This window comes from Mixta gaviniae (assembly GCF_002953195.1).
GTDB classification, from domain to species: domain Bacteria; phylum Pseudomonadota; class Gammaproteobacteria; order Enterobacterales; family Enterobacteriaceae; genus Mixta; species Mixta gaviniae.
Window position 1 is genome coordinate 115,928 of sequence record NZ_CP026377.1, and the last position, 16,991, is coordinate 132,918.

Genomic DNA, 16,991 nt, shown 5'->3' on the forward strand with positions numbered 1-16,991 from the left:
TTTCGCTGATAGATCGGGCGACGCCGTCTGAGCCGTCGCGCATCATCCGGGCCTGGGTTTACACAGAGAGATTCATTATTTCCTGATACGCGCTGACTAATTTATTGCGCACCTGTATGCCCAGATTTAACGCGACGGAAGATTTCTGCATCGAGACCATCACATCATTTAAACCGATACCCGGCGCGCCGGAGAGATAATTCTCCGCCTGACTTTTCGCATGGGTTTGTAATTGGTTAATACTGTTAAGGCTATTAAGTAAAAGACCGGAAAATGAGACAGTATCGTCATTATTTTGTCTGCCGCGCAGCGCCAGCCGCTGGCCCGATTCCGCTATTTGCTTCGCCTGGAACTGAATTTGATCCAGCACGCCCGTAGAGTTAACCGACATAGCATTTCCTTATTAAATATGCTGATGCGCCTCAGCGCGGCACCAGATATTTCCCTTTTATTAACCTGTAATTACCAGGGAGAATACCATGTGCGCATCCTTGTGGAATAATGCGAAAAGCTGACAGAAGCTTTGACTTATTAGCAGTTAATATTTTTATTAAATGAAGGATAATATTTAAAAGGCGCAGTGCCGGTAAAAGGCAATGCGCCTGTTTTACTGGAGTTGGCGTGCTGATTAACGGCTATGGTGCAGATTGCATCATCTATTTTCAGGCAGGATGACCGCATGGATGCCAACAATAAGAGTAATAAGATTCACGCTTCTTTCACCCTAATGTCAGCTTTGGAACGCATGCGCGCCAATCCCAGATTTATTTTTATGATTCTGGCGGCGGCCGCGATATCGGTAGTGATTGCGTTATTCTTCTGGGCCCGTTCTCCAGACTACCGCACCCTTTACAGCAATATCAGCGATGAAGACGGCGGCGCCATCGTGGCGCAGCTGGCGCAGATGAACGTGCCCTATCGCTTTCAGGAGCATGGCGGGGCGATTATGGTGCCCGCCGATCGCGTTTATGAGGCGCGCCTGAAGCTGGCCCAACAGGGTCTGCCCCGCGGCGGCCAGGTCGGCTTCGAGCTGCTCGACCAGGAGAAATTCGGCCTCAGCCAGTTCAACGAGCAGATCAACTACCAGCGCGCGCTGGAAGGCGAGCTGGCGCGCACCATCGAAAAGCTCGGCCCGGTGAAGAGCGCGCGCGTGCATCTGGCGATGCCGAAGCAGACGCTGTTTGTTCGTGAGCAAAAATCCCCTTCCGCCTCCGTCACGCTGAACCTGAACGCAGGGCGCGCGCTCGATGCCGGACAGGTCAGCGCCATCAGCTGGCTGATCTCCAGCGCCGTGCCCGGCCTGAACGCCGATAACGTCACGCTGGTCGATCAGAACGGCAACCTGCTGACCCAGCGCGGCGATCGGGCGGTGCAGACCAGCCAGCTGAAATATATCAGTGAGATAGAGGCCGATTACCGTCAGCGCATTCAGGCGATCCTTGCGCCGGTGGTGGGCGCGGCGAACGTCAAAACGCAGGTGACCGCGCAGATCGACTTCACCACGCACGAGCAGACGGCGGAGCAGTATCAGCCGAATGGCACGCCGGAAACCATGGCGGTGCGCAGCCGTCACGCCAGCAGCAGCGAACAGGGTAATAAGACCGGGCCGGGCGGCGTGCCGGGCGCGCTAAGCAATCAGCCGCCGACGCCGGCCGCCGCGCCGCTGACCCAGCCGGCAGCAAACGCCGCGCAGGACGCGCAGAACACCGTGGCGACCGCCATCCCCTATCACCGCCAGAATGATGAAACCACCAACTACGAGCTGAACCGCACGTTGACCCACACCAAACGCAGTGCGGGCGCCATCGAGCGGCTGTCGGTGGCGGTAGTGGTCAACTATCAGCCGGATGAGGAGGGCAAACCGGTCGCCCTGAGCCAGGCGCGCATGGAACAGATTCAGGCGCTGGTTAAAGAGGCGATGGGCTATTCCACGGCGCGCGGCGATACCCTTAACGTGGTCAACTCGCCGTTCAACGACGCGCCGGCCGAGCCGGAAACGCCGTTCTGGCGCGAACCTGGCTTTATCGATCTGCTGATGTCGGCGGGCCGCTATCTGGCGGTAGCGCTGGTGGCGCTGCTGCTGTGGCGCAAGATGCTGCAGCCGTTCTGGATCAAGCATCAGCAGCTGGCGCTGCAGAAGCTGGAGCTGGAAAAAGAGGCGCGCCAGGCAGAACTGAATGCGCAGCTGCGCAAGGCGGAAATGCGTGAGCAGGCCAAAGCGCAGCAGCGCGTGGAAACGGAGGTCAATATCCAGCAGCTGCGCAGCACCGCTGAGCAGGATCCGCAGGTTATCGCGCTGGTCATTCGCCGCTGGATGAATAAGGAGCAGTCCTGATGAACGCATGCGAAAAAAGCGCCGTGATTATGCTGACGCTCGGCGAAGAGCGCGCCGCCGAGGTGTTCCGTCACCTCAGCACCCATGAAGTGACACAGATCAGCGGCGCGATGGTCAGCATGAGCGGCTTTACCCATGAACAGCTGAGCGAGGCGCTGAAGGCGTTCCAGCGCGACGCCAGCGAGTTCGCCGCGCTGAATATCAATACCAACGACTATCTGCGCAACGTACTGGTGCAGGCGCTGGGCGAAGAGCGAGCCTCCAGCCTGCTGGAAGATCTGCTGGATACCCAGGGCAACAACAACGGCATCGAAACCCTGAACTTTATGGAGCCGCAGGCGGTATTCGAGCTGATCCACGAGGAGCATCCGCAAATTATCGCCACCATTCTGGTGCATCTGAAACGCGCCCAGGCAGCGGATGTGCTGACCCGTTTCGACGATCGCGAGCGCAACGACATTATGCTGCGCATCGCCACCTTCGGCGGCGTACAGCCGGCGGCGCTGCAGGAGCTGACGGAAGTGCTGAATAATCTGCTGCATGGCCAGAACCTGAAGCGCAGCAAAATGGGCGGCGTGCGTCCGGCGGCTGAGATCCTCAACCTGATGAAATCGCAGCAGGAAGAGGCTGCGATCGAGGCGGTGCGCGAATTCGATCAGGAGCTGGCGCAGAAAATCATCGACGAGATGTTCCTGTTCGAAAACCTGCTGGATATCGAAGACCGCAGCATCCAGCGCATCCTGCAGGATGTGGATAACGAAACGCTGATTGTGGCGCTAAAAGGGGCGGAACAGCCGCTGCGCGACAAGTTCTTCCGCAATATGTCGAAACGCCAGGCGGACATTATGCGCGAAGATCTCAACGTACGCGGGCCGGTGCGCATGTCGCAAGTCGAGGCAGAGCAGAAAAACATTCTGCAGGTGGTGCGCCGCTTAGCCGAGAGCGGCGAGGTCAATATCGGAGGCAGCGAAGATGTCTATGTCTGATGCGCAGCCGACCCCCGCCTGGCAGAACTGGCAGCCGGAGGATCTCTGCGCGCCGGACGCCCCGGCGGACTTTTTCCCGCTGACGGAGGGCGAGCCGACGGATCAGCAGCGTCAGGCGGAACTGCAGCGTCTGCGCCAGCAGGCGGAGCAGCGCGGTCTGGCGCAGGGGCGGGAAGAGGGCCGCCGGCAGGGCTACGACGACGGTTTTCTGCAGGGCCAGCAGGCGGGTCGGGAGCAGGGACTGGCGGAGGCGCGCGAACAGCAGGCGCAGCTGGCGGGGCAGTTTGCCGCACTGCTGCAGGCGTTCCAGACGTCGGTCGACAACCTGGAGAAGGTGATCCCGTCGCGGCTGGTACAGCTGGCGCTGATGGCCGCGCGCGCCGCCATCGGCAAAAGCCTCGCCTGCGACAGCAGCTTTTTGCTGGAAAAAATTCAGGCGCTGCTGCAGGCCGAGCCGCTGTTTCAGGCGCCCGCGCAGCTTTGGGTCAGCGCCGATGAGCTGCCGGCGGTGCGGGCGCAGCTGAGCGAGCTGCTGGCGAAGCAGGGCTGGGAGCTGCGCGCCGACGATGCGATGCTGCCGGGCGGCTGCCGCATCACCTCCGCCGAAGGGGAGCTGGAAGCGACCATCAGCGGTAGCTGGCAGGCGCTGTGTCAAATCTGCCGTGAGGATTATGCGGTATGAGCCAGCGTCTTGCGCAGTGGCTGCAGGCCATTGAGGAAAAAGAGCGGCGCATCGCCGCGCTTCCGGGCACGCGTCGCTACGGCAGGCTGACCCGCGCCACCGGGCTGGTGATGGAAGCGGTCGGCCTGACGCTGCCCATCGGTACGCTCTGCCGGGTCGAGCGCGACGGCGCCCACGGCGGCGATAGCGTGGAGAGCGAAGTGGTCGGCTTTAACGGCCAGCTGCTCTACCTGATGCCGCTGGAAAACGTTGACGGCATTCTGCCCGGGGCGCGGGTTTACGCGCCCGATAGCGGCACCGCGAAAGGCAAGCTGCTGCCGCTGGGCCGCGCACTGCTGGGCCGCGTGCTGGACGCGCGCGCCCGCCCGCTGGATGGCCTGCCGCCGCCGGTGACGCGCCGGCGCGGCGCGCTTTTTTCCGCCCCCGTTAACCCGCTGCTGCGCGATCCGATCAAATCGGTGCTGGATGTCGGCGTGCGTGCCATCAACGGCCTGCTGACGGTCGGGCGCGGTCAGCGCATGGGGCTGTTCGCCGGCTCCGGCGTCGGCAAATCGGTGCTGCTCGGCATGATGGCGCGCTATACCAAAGCGGATGTGATCGTGGTTGGCCTGATCGGTGAGCGCGGCCGCGAGGTGAAAGATTTTATTGAGAATATCCTCGGCAAAGAGGGGCTGAGCCGCGCGGTGGTGATCGCCGCGCCCGCCGATGTCTCACCGATTTTGCGTATGCAGGGCGCCGATTACGCCACGCGCATCGCCGAAGATTTCCGCGAGCAGGGGCTGAATGTGCTGCTGATTATGGATTCGCTGACGCGCTACGCGATGGCGCAGCGTGAGATCGCGCTGGCGATCGGCGAGCCGCCGGCGACCAAAGGCTATCCGCCTTCAGTATTCGCCCGCCTGCCGGCGCTGGTGGAGCGCGCCGGCAATGGCGTGCAGGGCGGCGGCGCCATTACCGCCTTCTATACCGTGCTGACCGAGGGAGACGATCAGCAGGATCCGATCGCCGATTCGGCGCGCGCTATTCTCGACGGCCACGTGGTGTTATCACGGCGGCTGGCGGAGGCGGGCCACTATCCGGCTATTGATATCGAAGCCTCGATCAGCCGCGCCATGACCGAGCTGATCGCCCCAGCCCACTATAAGAAAGTGCAGCGTTTTAAGCAGCTGCTCTCCGCCTGGCAGCGCAACCGCGACCTGATTAGCGTCGGCGCCTATGCGGCCGGCAGCGATCCGCTGCTGGATAAGGCGATAACGCTTCATCCGCAGATGGAAACCTTCCTGCAGCAGGGCATCCACGACTGTAGCGAGTATGAAAGCGCCTTTGCCGCGCTCTCTGCGCTGTTTCCCGACATACCCGAACACTAAAGGCGAGTAGCATGGCGAAAAGCACCCCAATGCACGTTCTGCGCAACCTGGCGGAACAACATCTGAACGACACCACGCAGCAGCTGGGCCAGCTACGGCAGGCGCACGCCAGCGCCGCCGCGCAGCTTGAGCAGCTCCACCACTATGAGCAGGAGTATGGCCGCCAGCTGCAAACTCTTCTCTCCGCCGACGGCATGCCGGTGGTGACGCTGCTGAGCCACCAGTTTTTTATCTCTTCGCTAAACCGCGTGGCGCGCCAGCAGGCCCACCGCGTGGCGGCGTGCCAGCAATCGGTCGACCGTACGCTGGAGGGCTGGAAAAAAGATAAACAGCGGCTGAACGCTTTTGAAACGTTAATCAACCGGGCCGATGCGGTTCTGCAGCTGAAAGCGCGCCGCCAGGAGCAGAAAATGATGGATGAATTGGCGCAACGCGCCAGCTTAAGGAGTGCCGGCTTATGAGGGTTAACGCAGTCGCCGCCCTGACCGGGGCGGTTTACCATCCCGGCAGCGCCGCGCCGACGGTGCAGGAGGAGAGCGGTGATTTCGCCGTCGCGCTGGAGAGCCAGCTGGCTTTGCTGCCGCTGTTGGCCGGCAGCGCGCGCGCCGAAGATGGCCCCCCATAGAGGTGACGCAGGCTGAAATGGCCGCGCCGGACGACAGCGACACGGACGACGCGCCTGCCGCGCCGGCCATAATAACGCCCGCCGTCACGCTGACGCCGCTGAATGACGCGGCACTGGCCGCCGCGTCGCTTGCCGCTGCCGCCGGGCCTGATAACGCCGCGTCGCCCGCTGTCGCCGAAACACGCGCCGCGAGCGCGATGTTGCGCATGATCGCCAGCCCGCAGGCGCAGGGTGCCGCTTCCCTTTCCAGCCCGGTCGCCACGCCGCCGCAGGCGCAGGACGCGCCGCTGTTTGTCTTTACGCCGCCGAAGGCGCAGAACGCCAGCGGCGATGAATCCCTGCCGTCCGCCGCCCCGGCACCGACTTCGACGGATAGCCGCCCGCCGGCGGGATTATCCGATATCGCGCCGGCGCCGATGGCCGCACAGGCATCCATGTTAACCTCTGCGGCCGCCGCGCCGACCCGGAGCGCGCCTCCGCCGCCTGCGATGGCGCACGCCGCGCTGGAGCCGGAAGTCGGCTCGCCCGCCTGGCAACAGGCGCTCGGCCATCAGCTCAGCAGCTTCACCCGCCATGGTGTGCATCATGCCGAACTGCGTCTGCATCCCGAAGAGCTGGGACCGCTGCAGATCAGCCTGCGGCTCAGCCAGGATCAGGCGCAGCTGCACTTCGTCACCGATCACCATCAGGTACGCGCCGCGCTGGAGGCGGCGATGCCGCACCTGCGCAGCGCGCTGGCCGGGGCGGGGATCCAGCTTGACCAGGGCAGCGTAGGCGGCGAGGCGCCATCATGGGGCGCATCGGCGGATTCCGGTGCCGGACAGGCTTCGCCGCAGTCGGAGGAGGGGGAGGACGCCGCGCCGCATGCCGGCACAGAAGCGCCGCCCGCGCCACGCCTTGTCAGCGGGCGGCCCGGCATCAGCATTTTTGCCTGATAAAGGAAACGTGTTATTTGCCGACAGCAATTTCTCTTTTTTGGCGAATTGTCCCCCGGCCCGTGTGTAATAGAATTCGCTATTCAATTAATCATAATTAATTGAGCATCAGGTAGTTCATAACAGGAAGTGTTAATTCGATATCAGACCAAAAAAAGAAGGCGCCAGGGAAAGGTAAACTCCGGTCGTTATTTATTATTGTGGTGTTATTTATCGCCATTGCCGCCTGCGCCATCGCGGCCTATTCACTGTATGAAATGAAAAATATGCAGTCGCGCCTGCAGACGGAGGGCGACGAGCCCGCCGCCGCCGAGCCCACCGTGCCGGCGGTGCCGCTCTATGTGCCGCTGGATACCTTTACCGTCAGCCTGAAGCCGGACGAAGAGGAACACGATCGGGTGCTTTATATTGGATTAACGCTGCGCGTCGGGGCGGAAAAGGATAAAGCGCTGATTGAAAAATATTTACCGGAGGTACGCAGCCGCCTGCTGATGTTATTTTCCGAACGCAGCGCGGATGAATTATCGCATCATGAAGGTAAGGCGCAGCTGATTGCGGATATTAAACAGGCGTTAGGCAAACCGCTGGACGCCCGGCAGGGTGTGGTTGTTTCAGACGTTTTATTTAACGCCTTTATTTTACGGTAATCTTCATGTCTGACAGCATATTATCGCAGGCGGAAATCGACCGCCTGTTGAACGGCGGCAATAACAGCGAAACCGAACATGCGGCGGACACGCGGCTAAGCGACGACGCGATCAAGCCCTACGACCCGAATACGCAGCGCCGCGTGGTGCGCGAGCGCCTGCATTCGCTTGAGATTATCAACGAACGCTTCGCCCGCCAGTTCCGTATGGGGCTGTTTAATCTGCTGCGGCGCAGCCCGGATATCACCGCCGGCAATATCAAAATTCAGCCCTATCACGAATTTGCGCGCAATCTGCCGGTGCCGACCAACCTCAACCTGGTGCATATGAACCCGCTGCGCGGCACGGCGCTGTTCGTCTTCTCGCCCAGCCTGGTGTTTATGGCGGTGGATAACCTCTTCGGCGGCGACGGCCGCTTTCCTACCAAGGTGGAAGGGCGGGAGTTCACTCCGACCGAGCAACGTATTATCAAACGCATGTTGTCGATGGCGCTGGAGGCATATGACTACGCCTGGAGTTCGATTTTCAAATTAGAAACCGAATATGTGCGCGCCGAAATTCAGGTGAAGTTCACCAATATCACCTCCTCGCCCAACGATATCGTGGTGACTACGCCGTTCTACGTTGAGATCGGCTCGCAGAGCGGCGAGTTCGATATCTGCATCCCCTTTAGCATTATCGAACCGCTGCGCGAGCTGCTGACCAACCCGCCGCTGGAGAACTCGCGCCAGGAGGATGATCACTGGCGCACGGTGCTGGCATCGCAGGTCAAAGATACCGAGCTGGAACTGGTGGCGAACTTCTCCGAGGTGCAGACGCGGCTGTCGAACATTCTTGCGCTGCAGGCCGGCGATGTGATCCCGCTGGATAAGCCGGACCATGTAGAAGCGTGCGTCGACGGCTTCCCGGTGCTGGCGGGCAAATATGGCTGCGTGAACGGCCAGTACGCCCTCAAGGTCGAGCAACTACTCAACCCTACGTTACCCTCATTAAATAAGGAGCAATGTCCCCATGAGTGACGCCAAACAACCGTCTGGTGCTGACGAACCATCTGTGGACAGCCTTTGGGGCGAAGCGTTGGCCGAACAAATCACGGCGGAAAGCTCATCCGCCGCGCCGGTAATGCCGAAAGAGTCGCAGGTGGCGGCGTTCAGCGAAGACCTCAAGCTGATCCTGGATATCCCGGTGAAGATGACTGTCGAGCTGGGACGCACCAAAATGACCATTAAAGAGCTGCTGCGGTTGAGCCAGGGCTCGGTAGTGACGCTCGACGGTCTCGCCGGCGAGCCGCTCGATATTCTGATCAACGGCTATCTCATCGCTCAGGGCGAGGTGGTGGTGGTCTCCGATAAGTTCGGTATCCGCATCACCGATATCATCACGCCTTCTGAACGCATGCAGCGTTTGAGCCGCTGATGCCGCCTCGTAATGCCAACGGAAACGCACCGTGATGGATACCTCTACGTCCGTCTCGCTGACGATGCAGATCGGCGGCGCGCTGGCGCTGGTGATCTTGCTGATTTTCGCCTGCGCCTGGCTGGCGCGGCGTTGTGGCGTTGCAGGCCGTCTTCGCGCCGACGGCACGCAAATCGCCGTCAAAGCGCGCTATTCGCTGGGGCAGCGCGAACGGCTGGTGGTGGTCGAGGTGGACGGCGAGCGGCTGCTGCTCGGCGTGACGCCGGGCGCGATCACGCGTCTCGGCCGGCTGGCGACGCCTGCGCCGACGGAAAACGACCCGCCCGACTTTTCCTTTATCCTGAGGCGCTTGCGCAAGCGCGACAACGCGGAGCCTGAATGACTCGCCATGTTATCCGTCGCGGCCTGTTCGCCGTACTGCTGCCGTTGCTGCTGCTGCCGGGCCACGCCGCCTGGGCCGCCAACGGCGATATCCTGCTGACGCGCGGCGGTGGCGGCGAAAGCTGGTCGCTGCCGATCCAGACGCTGGTGCTGCTTACCTCGCTGACCTTCCTGCCGGCGATGCTGCTGATGATGACCGGTTTCACCCGCATCATTATCGTGCTGGGACTGCTGCGCAACGCGCTCGGCACACCCTCGACACCGCCCAACCAGGTCCTGCTGGGGCTGGCGCTGTTTGTCACCTTTTTTGTGATGTCGCCGGTGTTCAACCGCGTCTATGAGGAGGCCTGGCTGCCGCTGTCGCAGGATAAGATTTCGCTGGAGGCGGCGGTACCACGGGCGGCACAGCCGATGCGGGAATTTATGCTGCGCCATACGCGCGAGGCCGATCTGGCGCTCTATACGCGCATGGCGAAGCGGGATAACTACGCGAGCCAGCAAGAGGTGCCGCTGCGCATCCTGCTGCCCGCCTTCGTCACCAGCGAGCTGAAAACCGGCTTTCAGATCGGCTTTGCGGTCTTTATCCCCTTTTTAATCATCGATCTGGTGGTCGCCAGCGTGCTGATGGCGCTGGGGATGATGATGGTGCCGCCCGCCACCATTTCGCTGCCGTTCAAGCTGATGCTGTTTGTGCTGGTGGATGGCTGGCAGCTCATTATGGGATCGCTGGCGCAAACCTTTATCAATCAGGCAGGATAAATCATGACGCCGGAAAGCGTAATGGCTATGGGGTTCCAGGCGATCCGCGTGGGCCTGATGATCGCGGCGCCGCTGCTGCTGGCGGCGCTGGTGACCGGGCTGGTGGTCAGCATTTTGCAGGCATCGACCCAGATCAATGAGATGACGCTGAGCTTTATCCCGAAGATCCTGGTGATTGTGGCGGTCGCCGTGGCGCTCGGGCCGACGATGCTGGCAACCATGCTCGACTATATGCGCGCGCTCTACGGCAATCTGCCGCAGATGATCGGCTAAGCCATGACCTTGTCGCTGGACGCGCTGCCGCTGCTGGTGAGCCACTACTTCTGGCCGCTGATGCGCGTGCTGGCGTTGTTCAGCACCGCGCCGGTTTTTAACGATAAGGCGATCGGCAACCGGGTGAAGGTCGGGCTGGCGGCGCTGATCACGCTGCTGATCGGACAGAGCCTGCCGGCGAGTTCGGTGCCGCTGATCTCCGTGATGGGGCTGTGGGTCGGCTGCCAGCAGCTGCTGATTGGCGCGGCGATGGGGCTGACCATACAGCTTATCTTTGTCAGCGTGCGCTACGCCGGCGAAATTATTGGCCTGCAGATGGGCCTCTCGTTCGCTACCTTCTACGATCCCTCCGGCGGCGAAAATATGCCGGTGATCTCCCGCCTGCTTAACCTGCTGGGCATCCTGCTGTTTCTGCTGTTCAACGGCCATCTGCTGATGCTGAACGCGCTGGCGGAGAGCTTTCAGCTGCTGCCGATCGGCGTCGCGCCGCTCAGTCGCGACGCCTTTATCGCGCTGCCGCAGGCGGCAGGGCTGGTGTTTCAGTGCGGCGTCGGGCTGGGGCTGCCGGTGATCACCCTGCTGCTGGCGATTAACCTGACGCTGGGGTTGCTGAACCGCCTGACGCCGCAGCTGTCGATTTTCGTGGTGGGTTTTCCGCTGACGCTGAGCGTCGGCATGCTGGCGCTGCTGCTGTTGATGAACAACCTCGCCCCCTATTTCTCTCATCTGATGGCGCTGTTCTTTACGCGGCTCTCGCAGATCCTGCTGCTGTTTCGCTCCGGCTAGGGCGGTAAAAACGGGGCCAGCGGCCCCGTTTCAGCGATCTTATCCCGGGCGTTGCGCCGGTTCCGGCGGCTGCCGCCGTCGCATCAGGCTGGCTTCACGTCGTTCTTGCCACGCCCGCGCAGCAGGCTGAGCGGGCCGTCGCCGCTGAGGGTAAAGACCGAGACCAGCGTGAAGGAGAGTGCCACCAGCCCCAGCACCAGATAGGCACCGTGGAAGCCCATGCTGTCATACATATAGCCGGCGAACAGTGACATAAAAATCATCGACAGCTGTTTGAAGAAGCAGAAGCAGACCAGATAGATGGTGGCGGAGAAGCGCACCTCGAACTGGCTGGTGATGTATTTAAAGCAGCCGACAATCAGGAACGGCACCTCAAACATATGCAGGGTTTTCAGTACCACCACCTCCAGCGCCGAGCTGGCAAAAGAGGAGCCGATAATGCGCACTGACATGATCGCGCCCGCCAGCAGCAGCGCGTTCTTGCCGCCGATGCGGTTCACAATCAGCGGTGCGAAGAACATGATTGAGGCATTCAGCAGCTCGCCCATGGTGGTGACGTAGCCGAAGACGCGCGTGCCCTGTTCGCCGGTGGTAAAGAATGAGGTGAAGAAATTGGCGAACTGCTGATCGAACACGTCATAGGTGCAGGAGACGCCGACCACGTAAAGCGACAGGAACCAGAGTTTGCGATCTTTAAACAGTTCCAGCGCCAGGCGCAGGCTAAAGGGGGAGTGGTTGGCGCCCAGCGTATTCGCCACCTGCGCGGAGGGTTGCGCCTGCGGTTTGGCGATAAACAGCAAAATCGCCAGGATCACCGCGCAGCCGGAGCCGAGCCAGAAAACGAACTGGTTATTGATGGTGAACATAATGCCGACGATCGAGGCGCAGAGCGCCCAGCCGACGCAGCCGAACATGCGTGCGCGGCCGAATTCAAACTGGCTACGACGGCTGACCTTTTCGATATAGGCTTCAATCGCCGGCGCGCCGCCGTTGTAGATAAAGCCGAGATAGATGCCGCCGACGACCGCGCCGAGCAGGATGTTGGCCTGCAGCAGCGGGCCCAGCACATAGATAAAGAAGGGGGCGAACATCACCAGCATGCCGGTGATGATCCACAACAGGTGCTTTCTCAGGCCGAGCTTATCGGAAAGCAGGCCGAAAACCGGCTGAAACAGCAGCGAAAAAAGCGAGATGCTGGCGAAAACGATGCCGGTATCGCTCTTGCTCAAATGGTTGATGTCATGCAGCCAGATGGGGAAGAACGGGAAGTAGGCTCCCATGATGAAAAAGTAGAAGAAGAAGAACAGCCCGAACATCCAGAAGTTAGTATTTTTCATGTAATACATAGCATTATCCTTAAGGTTATCGCGGGGCGGACTGGGCAGACCCGCCCCGGCTAACGGCGCAGCGCGGGTTAACGACGCACCCAGCTCACCTGATAGTGATAGTGGCTGTCCTGTAACAGATACTCTGGCGACACGCTGGGGCTCCAGGAGTCGTCGCCGCCGACGCCCATATGGAAGCCGTCGAGGTTGAGCCAGCTGCCTTCCTCTTCGCGCAGCAGATGGCGGTGCGTCGTCTCATGCAGCTGACGCTGGCTGTAACGGCTGAGGTTGAAGTGGAAACGGCCGCGCCATTCGTTGTCGCCGTACTGCAGCCATGCGTTGTCGCAGCGCAGGCCGTTTTCGCCGGGGAAGACATAAGGGGTATAGAGCGCCGCCAGCGGTAGCGTCCAGCGATCGTAGCGGGCGGACTGTTTGCGGTCCGGGTAGTTCTCATGCGGGCCGAGGCCCAGCCAGCTCACCTGCGGATGCACCTGCGCCAGCTGGCAGCTCAGGCCGATGCGCGCCGGCGCCGGCACGCCGCTGGCGACCTCGACATCGACGCTGATATGCAGCGCGCCGGCGCCGTCGATGCGCCAGGTTTTACGGCTGATAAACAGGATGGCGCCCTGATAACGCCAGCTGTGAACCGTGGTCAGCTGCACTTCCGCGCTAAGCTGCTCCGCCGCGCACTGCTCCAGCTGCGGCTCCATCTGGTAAAAGCCTGCCGCCTTCCAGCGCTCAACCCAGGCGTTGGGGTCGATGCGCGCCGCCTCGCTGACGCCGATATCATTATCGATCGGGGCGCGGGTGAACTGATCCTGCAGCGGCTGCAGCAGCGCGGGCTCGCCCGCTTTCCACCACTGCGTCAGCAGGCCGCTTTCGCGGCTGAACTGCCAGCGCTGCGCATCCAGCTCCACGGTAAATTCCCGCTCGCTAACGCGCAGCTGCGGCGCGGCAGCGGCGGCGGTTTTCGGCGCGGGCAGCGTCAGCGGCGCGGCCAGGCGCCACTGCTGCCAGGCGCAGATATGGCCGGCGTCGGACCAGGCGGTGGCGGCAATCTGCCGCACCTGCGCCGTCAGCCACAGCTGGCCGCCGGTGGTCACAACGGGGAGATCCAGCACAATACGCTGCGTGCCTTCCGGCGCGATATCCAGCGCCACCTCGCCGCGGGCGATCTCACGCCCCTCCTGCGCCAGCGTCCAGATCAGCTGCTCGTTATCACTACGGCGGAACAGATATTCGCTGGCGATCTCCAGCGTCACCGGCGCTTCGCTCTGCAGGGTGAACTGGAAGAACTGCTGCGCCTGCTGCGCTTCATACAGCGCCGGATGCGGGGTGCGATCGGCGAACACCAGGCCGTTCATGCAGAACTGACGATCGTTGGGCGTATCGCCGAAATCGCCGCCGTAGGCCGACCAGGGCTGGCCGTTATCGTCATAGCGGGTGAGCGACTGATCGACCCAGTCCCAGACAAAGCCGCCCTGCAGGCGCGGGTGCTGGCGGAACGCCTGCCAGTATTTATGGAAGCCGCCGAAGCTGTTGCCCATCGCGTGGGCATATTCGCAGAGGATCAGCGGGCGATGCTCCTCTGGCATGCCGATCCACTTTTTAATCGACCACTTCGGCACCTGGGGGAAAGGCTGGTCCTGATCGACGCGCGCATACATCGGGCAGATGATATCGGTCGCCGCGCTGTCGGCGCCGCCGCCTTCATACTGCACCGGCCGCGTCGGATCGTTGGATTTAATCCAGCGGTAGAGGGCGTCGTGGTTAACGCCGTGGCCCGATTCGTTGCCCAGCGACCAGATAATGATGGAAGGGTGATTGCGGTCGCGCTGCACCATGCGCGTCACGCGCTCGCTCATCGCCGGCAGCCAGACCGGATCGTTGGTCAGGCGGCTCATCGGCTCCATGCCGTGGGTTTCGATATTGGCTTCATCTACCACATAAAGGCCGTAGCGATCGCACAGGCGATACCAAAGCGGATGGTTAGGGTAGTGAGAGCAGCGCACCGCGTTGAAGTTATGCTGCTTCATTAGCAGGATATCGCGGCGCATGGTCTCTTCATCCATCACCTGGCCGTTTTCCGGGTGATGTTCATGGCGGTTGGTGCCGCGAATCAGCAGCGGTTTGCCGTTCAGCTTCAGCAGCCCCTGGGTAATTTCCACCTTACGGAAGCCGATATCGCACGCTTCCGCCTCCAGCAGCGCGCCGCTGGCGTCGTGCAGCAGCACCACCAGGCGATAGAGCGACGGCGTTTCCGCGCTCCAGAGTTTTGGCGCCAGTACCGGCAGACGCAGCGTAACGCGATCGCGCCAGGCGCCGCGCTCGTCAATGATCGCGCTGCCGAGCGGCTGCTGGCATTCACCCAGCTTCTCGTCGCCATCCCAGAGCTGCAGCGTCGCCTGCACGCCCTGTAGATCGGCGCCTTTCGCCACCACCAGCGTATCGAGATCGGCATAGCTGAAACTGTCGTTCAGGTGCGTCGTCACCTGCAGATCGCTGATACAGGTCTGCGGTTTATGCAGCAGCGACACGTCGCGGAAAATGCCGCTCATGCGCCACATATCCTGATCTTCCAGGTAGCTGCCGTCGCTCCAGCGCAGCACCATCACCGCCAGACGGTTGGCGCCCGGCTGTAGCGCCGCGCTGAGATCGAATTCAGAGGGCAGGCGGCTATCCTGCGCGTAGCCGATCCAGTGGCCGTTGCACCAGAGATGAAACGTGGAGTTCACGCCATCGAAGACCACACGTGTTTGGCCGCTGGCGAGCCAGCCAGCGTCGGCCTCAAATGTGAGCGAGTAACAACCGGTCGGATTCTCTTCCGGCACAAAGGGCGGATTGACCGGAATCGGGTAGTTGACGTTGGTGTAGATTGGCGCATCATAGCCCGCCATCTGCCAGTTAGAGGGCACTGTCACCGCGTCGGCATCGGGCAGATCGCCCTGCAGCCAGCTTTCCGGCACCGCTTCCGGGCGGGAAAAATAGCTGAAACGCCAGCGGCCATTCAGGCTGCGCAGGCGGGATGAGGGGCGGTCGTCGCGCGCCTCTTCCGGGGTGCGCCAGCTACAGAACGGCGGGTGGGCGGGGAGCTGATTAAGATGGGTTATCGCCGGGTTTTCCCAGTCACGGCGCGCCAAAATGGCGCTGAGAGAGGCGGCGGGCGAGCCTGCTTTTACAATCATATACGGTTCCTTAATTATGCGATGCGCTCACAATTTAAGGGAAATATGATTTTGCCCGTCCGGCTTGTAAAGCTGCGTTAGCGGAATCGGTGACGCGATTCACAAATAACGCGCTCACCCTCTGCGGCGCGATGCTTACCCTTTTAAACGCGCCGCCTGCTGCGCCAGCTGCATCAGCGCCGCTGAAAGCGCCTGCGGAGAGAGCGCTTCGTCGCCCGGCGCGGCGGTGGTTTTACGCACCACCAGGCTGACCGGCAGCAGATCGGAACGGATCGGCGCATCCGGCTGGTGGATCATTTCGATCATGCGCTCCACGCTGTTTTTGCCCAGCGTGCGGAAATCCTGTTTGATGGTGGTGAGCGGCGGGATAAAACAGGCGCTGTCAGCGGTATCGTCATAGCCGATGACCGAGACATCATCTGGCACCCGCAGGCCCGCTTCGGAGAGAGCCCGCAGCGCGCCCAGCGCCATCTGATCGTTGGCCACCAGCAGCGCACCGGGCCGGGCGCCCTCGCTCAGCAGCCGGGACACTTGCTGATAGCCCGACAGCGCGCTCCAGTCGCCCTCCATCACCGCCCCCGGCGTCAGCTGCCGTTGCGCCAGCGCCTGCCGCCAGCCCTCGAAACGCAGGCGAGCGGATATTGAACTTTGCGGGCCCGCCAGCAGCGCGATATCACTGTGGCCCAGCGCCAGCAAGTGCGCGACGCCGAGACGCGCCCCTTCAGCGGGATCGAAGATGACGCTATTAGCCGCCAGCTGCGGCGAGACATCCAGAAACAGCACCGGCGTATCCTGGCAGAGCGCCGCCAGGCTTTGCGCCTCTTCATCCTGCAGCGGAATATTCACGATCAGTCCGTCCACCCGCTGCGCCAGCAGGCTGTTGATGGCCGCTTTCGCCGCCTCGAAGCCGCTCTGCTCCGTCATCGAGATAACGACGTTAAAGCGCTTTTCGCCGGCGCGCGATTTAATCGCGGCGGCAATCTGCGAAGGCGCATGCAGCGAGAGATCGGAGGTCGCAAGGCCGAGGGTATAGCCCATTTTGCCCGCCAGCTGCTGCGCCACGCGGTTCGGCACGTAGTTCAGCGCCGCCATCGCCGCCTCTACCCGCTGCCGGGTTTTTGCGGAGACGTTGTCCGCCTGGTTTATCACCCGCGAAACGGTCTGATAAGAGACCCCTGCATGCTGTGCCACATCATAGAGAGTGATCGACTTCGCTTTCATCCCGACGTCCTTAGACTATCCGCACAGGGCTGTGCGGTTTTACTGATGGCGAAATAGTATGTCGGGTA

At 61.7% G+C, this 16,991-nt stretch carries 18 protein-coding genes; 14 read left to right on the forward strand and 4 right to left on the reverse strand.

The genetic code is table 11. The features are described 5' to 3' along the window. Window positions 1-58: 58 nt before the first annotated feature. Complete coding sequence (fliE, locus tag C2E15_RS00540) at window positions 59-391, reverse strand: flagellar hook-basal body complex protein FliE (protein ID WP_104955674.1); 333 nt, start codon at window positions 389-391, stop codon at window positions 59-61. Between the two features lie 288 nt (window positions 392-679). Between fliE and fliF the strand changes: the two genes are divergently transcribed. The 14 genes from fliF (at window position 680) to fliR (ending at window position 11,192) form a co-directional block, all read left to right on the forward strand. Continuing rightward, on the forward strand, window positions 680-2,335 hold the full coding sequence (fliF, locus tag C2E15_RS00545) for a flagellar basal-body MS-ring/collar protein FliF (RefSeq protein WP_104955675.1): 1,656 nt from the start codon (window positions 680-682) through the stop codon (window positions 2,333-2,335). After that, complete coding sequence (gene fliG, locus C2E15_RS00550; protein WP_104955676.1) at window positions 2,335-3,321, forward strand: flagellar motor switch protein FliG; 987 nt, start codon at window positions 2,335-2,337, stop codon at window positions 3,319-3,321. The genes fliF and fliG overlap by 1 nt, the downstream gene beginning before the upstream one ends. Further along, on the forward strand, window positions 3,308-4,003 hold the full coding sequence (locus C2E15_RS00555) for a flagellar assembly protein FliH (protein WP_245912322.1): 696 nt from the start codon (window positions 3,308-3,310) through the stop codon (window positions 4,001-4,003). The genes fliG and C2E15_RS00555 overlap by 14 nt, the downstream gene beginning before the upstream one ends. Continuing rightward, a complete protein-coding gene (gene fliI, locus C2E15_RS00560; RefSeq protein ID WP_104955677.1) occupies window positions 4,000-5,370 on the forward strand; it encodes a flagellar protein export ATPase FliI in 1,371 nt (456 codons plus the stop codon). Before C2E15_RS00555 ends, fliI begins: the two co-directional genes overlap by 4 nt. 11 nt (window positions 5,371-5,381) lie before the next feature. Further along, window positions 5,382-5,831 carry a flagellar export protein FliJ gene (fliJ, locus tag C2E15_RS00565; RefSeq protein ID WP_104955678.1) on the forward strand — a complete coding sequence of 150 codons (450 nt, stop codon included), beginning with the start codon at window positions 5,382-5,384 and terminating at the stop codon, window positions 5,829-5,831. Further along, window positions 5,828-5,995, forward strand: coding sequence for a hypothetical protein (locus C2E15_RS21545; RefSeq protein ID WP_167391812.1), 168 nt, complete (start codon window positions 5,828-5,830; stop codon window positions 5,993-5,995). The genes fliJ and C2E15_RS21545 overlap by 4 nt, the downstream gene beginning before the upstream one ends. 2 nt (window positions 5,996-5,997) lie before the next feature. Then, window positions 5,998-6,930, forward strand: coding sequence for a flagellar hook-length control protein FliK (locus tag C2E15_RS00570; RefSeq protein ID WP_245912324.1), 933 nt, complete (start codon window positions 5,998-6,000; stop codon window positions 6,928-6,930). A gap of 140 nt (window positions 6,931-7,070) precedes the next feature. Then, the gene (fliL, locus tag C2E15_RS00575; protein ID WP_104955680.1) at window positions 7,071-7,577 is read left to right on the forward strand and encodes a flagellar basal body-associated protein FliL; all 507 of its coding nucleotides are present in this window, start codon (window positions 7,071-7,073) and stop codon (window positions 7,575-7,577) included. A 5-nt stretch (window positions 7,578-7,582) separates the two neighbouring features. Then, complete coding sequence (gene fliM, locus C2E15_RS00580; protein ID WP_104955681.1) at window positions 7,583-8,596, forward strand: flagellar motor switch protein FliM; 1,014 nt, start codon at window positions 7,583-7,585, stop codon at window positions 8,594-8,596. Next, entirely contained in the window at window positions 8,589-8,993 is a 405-nt protein-coding gene (gene fliN / locus C2E15_RS00585) for a flagellar motor switch protein FliN (protein ID WP_104955682.1), read from the forward strand. The genes fliM and fliN overlap by 8 nt, the downstream gene beginning before the upstream one ends. Window positions 8,994-9,027: 34 nt before the next feature. Then, window positions 9,028-9,375 (forward strand): flagellar biosynthetic protein FliO, encoded by a 348-nt coding sequence (fliO, locus tag C2E15_RS00590; protein WP_104955683.1) that lies wholly within the window; start codon window positions 9,028-9,030, stop codon window positions 9,373-9,375. Next, complete coding sequence (gene fliP, locus C2E15_RS00595) at window positions 9,372-10,133, forward strand: flagellar type III secretion system pore protein FliP (RefSeq protein ID WP_104955684.1); 762 nt, start codon at window positions 9,372-9,374, stop codon at window positions 10,131-10,133. Before fliO ends, fliP begins: the two co-directional genes overlap by 4 nt. Window positions 10,134-10,136: 3 nt before the next feature. Further along, window positions 10,137-10,406 (forward strand): flagellar biosynthesis protein FliQ, encoded by a 270-nt coding sequence (fliQ, locus tag C2E15_RS00600; protein ID WP_104955685.1) that lies wholly within the window; start codon window positions 10,137-10,139, stop codon window positions 10,404-10,406. A 3-nt stretch (window positions 10,407-10,409) separates the two neighbouring features. After that, the gene (gene fliR, locus C2E15_RS00605) at window positions 10,410-11,192 is read left to right on the forward strand and encodes a flagellar biosynthetic protein FliR (protein WP_104955686.1); all 783 of its coding nucleotides are present in this window, start codon (window positions 10,410-10,412) and stop codon (window positions 11,190-11,192) included. 83 nt (window positions 11,193-11,275) lie between these two features. Here the strand turns inward: fliR and C2E15_RS00610 are convergent, their stop codons facing one another. The 3 genes from C2E15_RS00610 to C2E15_RS00620 form a co-directional block, all read right to left on the reverse strand. After that, a complete protein-coding gene (locus C2E15_RS00610; protein WP_104955687.1) occupies window positions 11,276-12,538 on the reverse strand; it encodes an MFS transporter in 1,263 nt (420 codons plus the stop codon). A gap of 68 nt (window positions 12,539-12,606) precedes the next feature. After that, a complete protein-coding gene (locus C2E15_RS00615; RefSeq protein ID WP_104955688.1) occupies window positions 12,607-15,702 on the reverse strand; it encodes a beta-galactosidase in 3,096 nt (1,031 codons plus the stop codon). A gap of 135 nt (window positions 15,703-15,837) precedes the next feature. Then, window positions 15,838-16,923 carry a LacI family DNA-binding transcriptional regulator gene (locus C2E15_RS00620; RefSeq protein WP_104955689.1) on the reverse strand — a complete coding sequence of 362 codons (1,086 nt, stop codon included), beginning with the start codon at window positions 16,921-16,923 and terminating at the stop codon, window positions 15,838-15,840. Window positions 16,924-16,991: the final 68 nt, after the last annotated feature.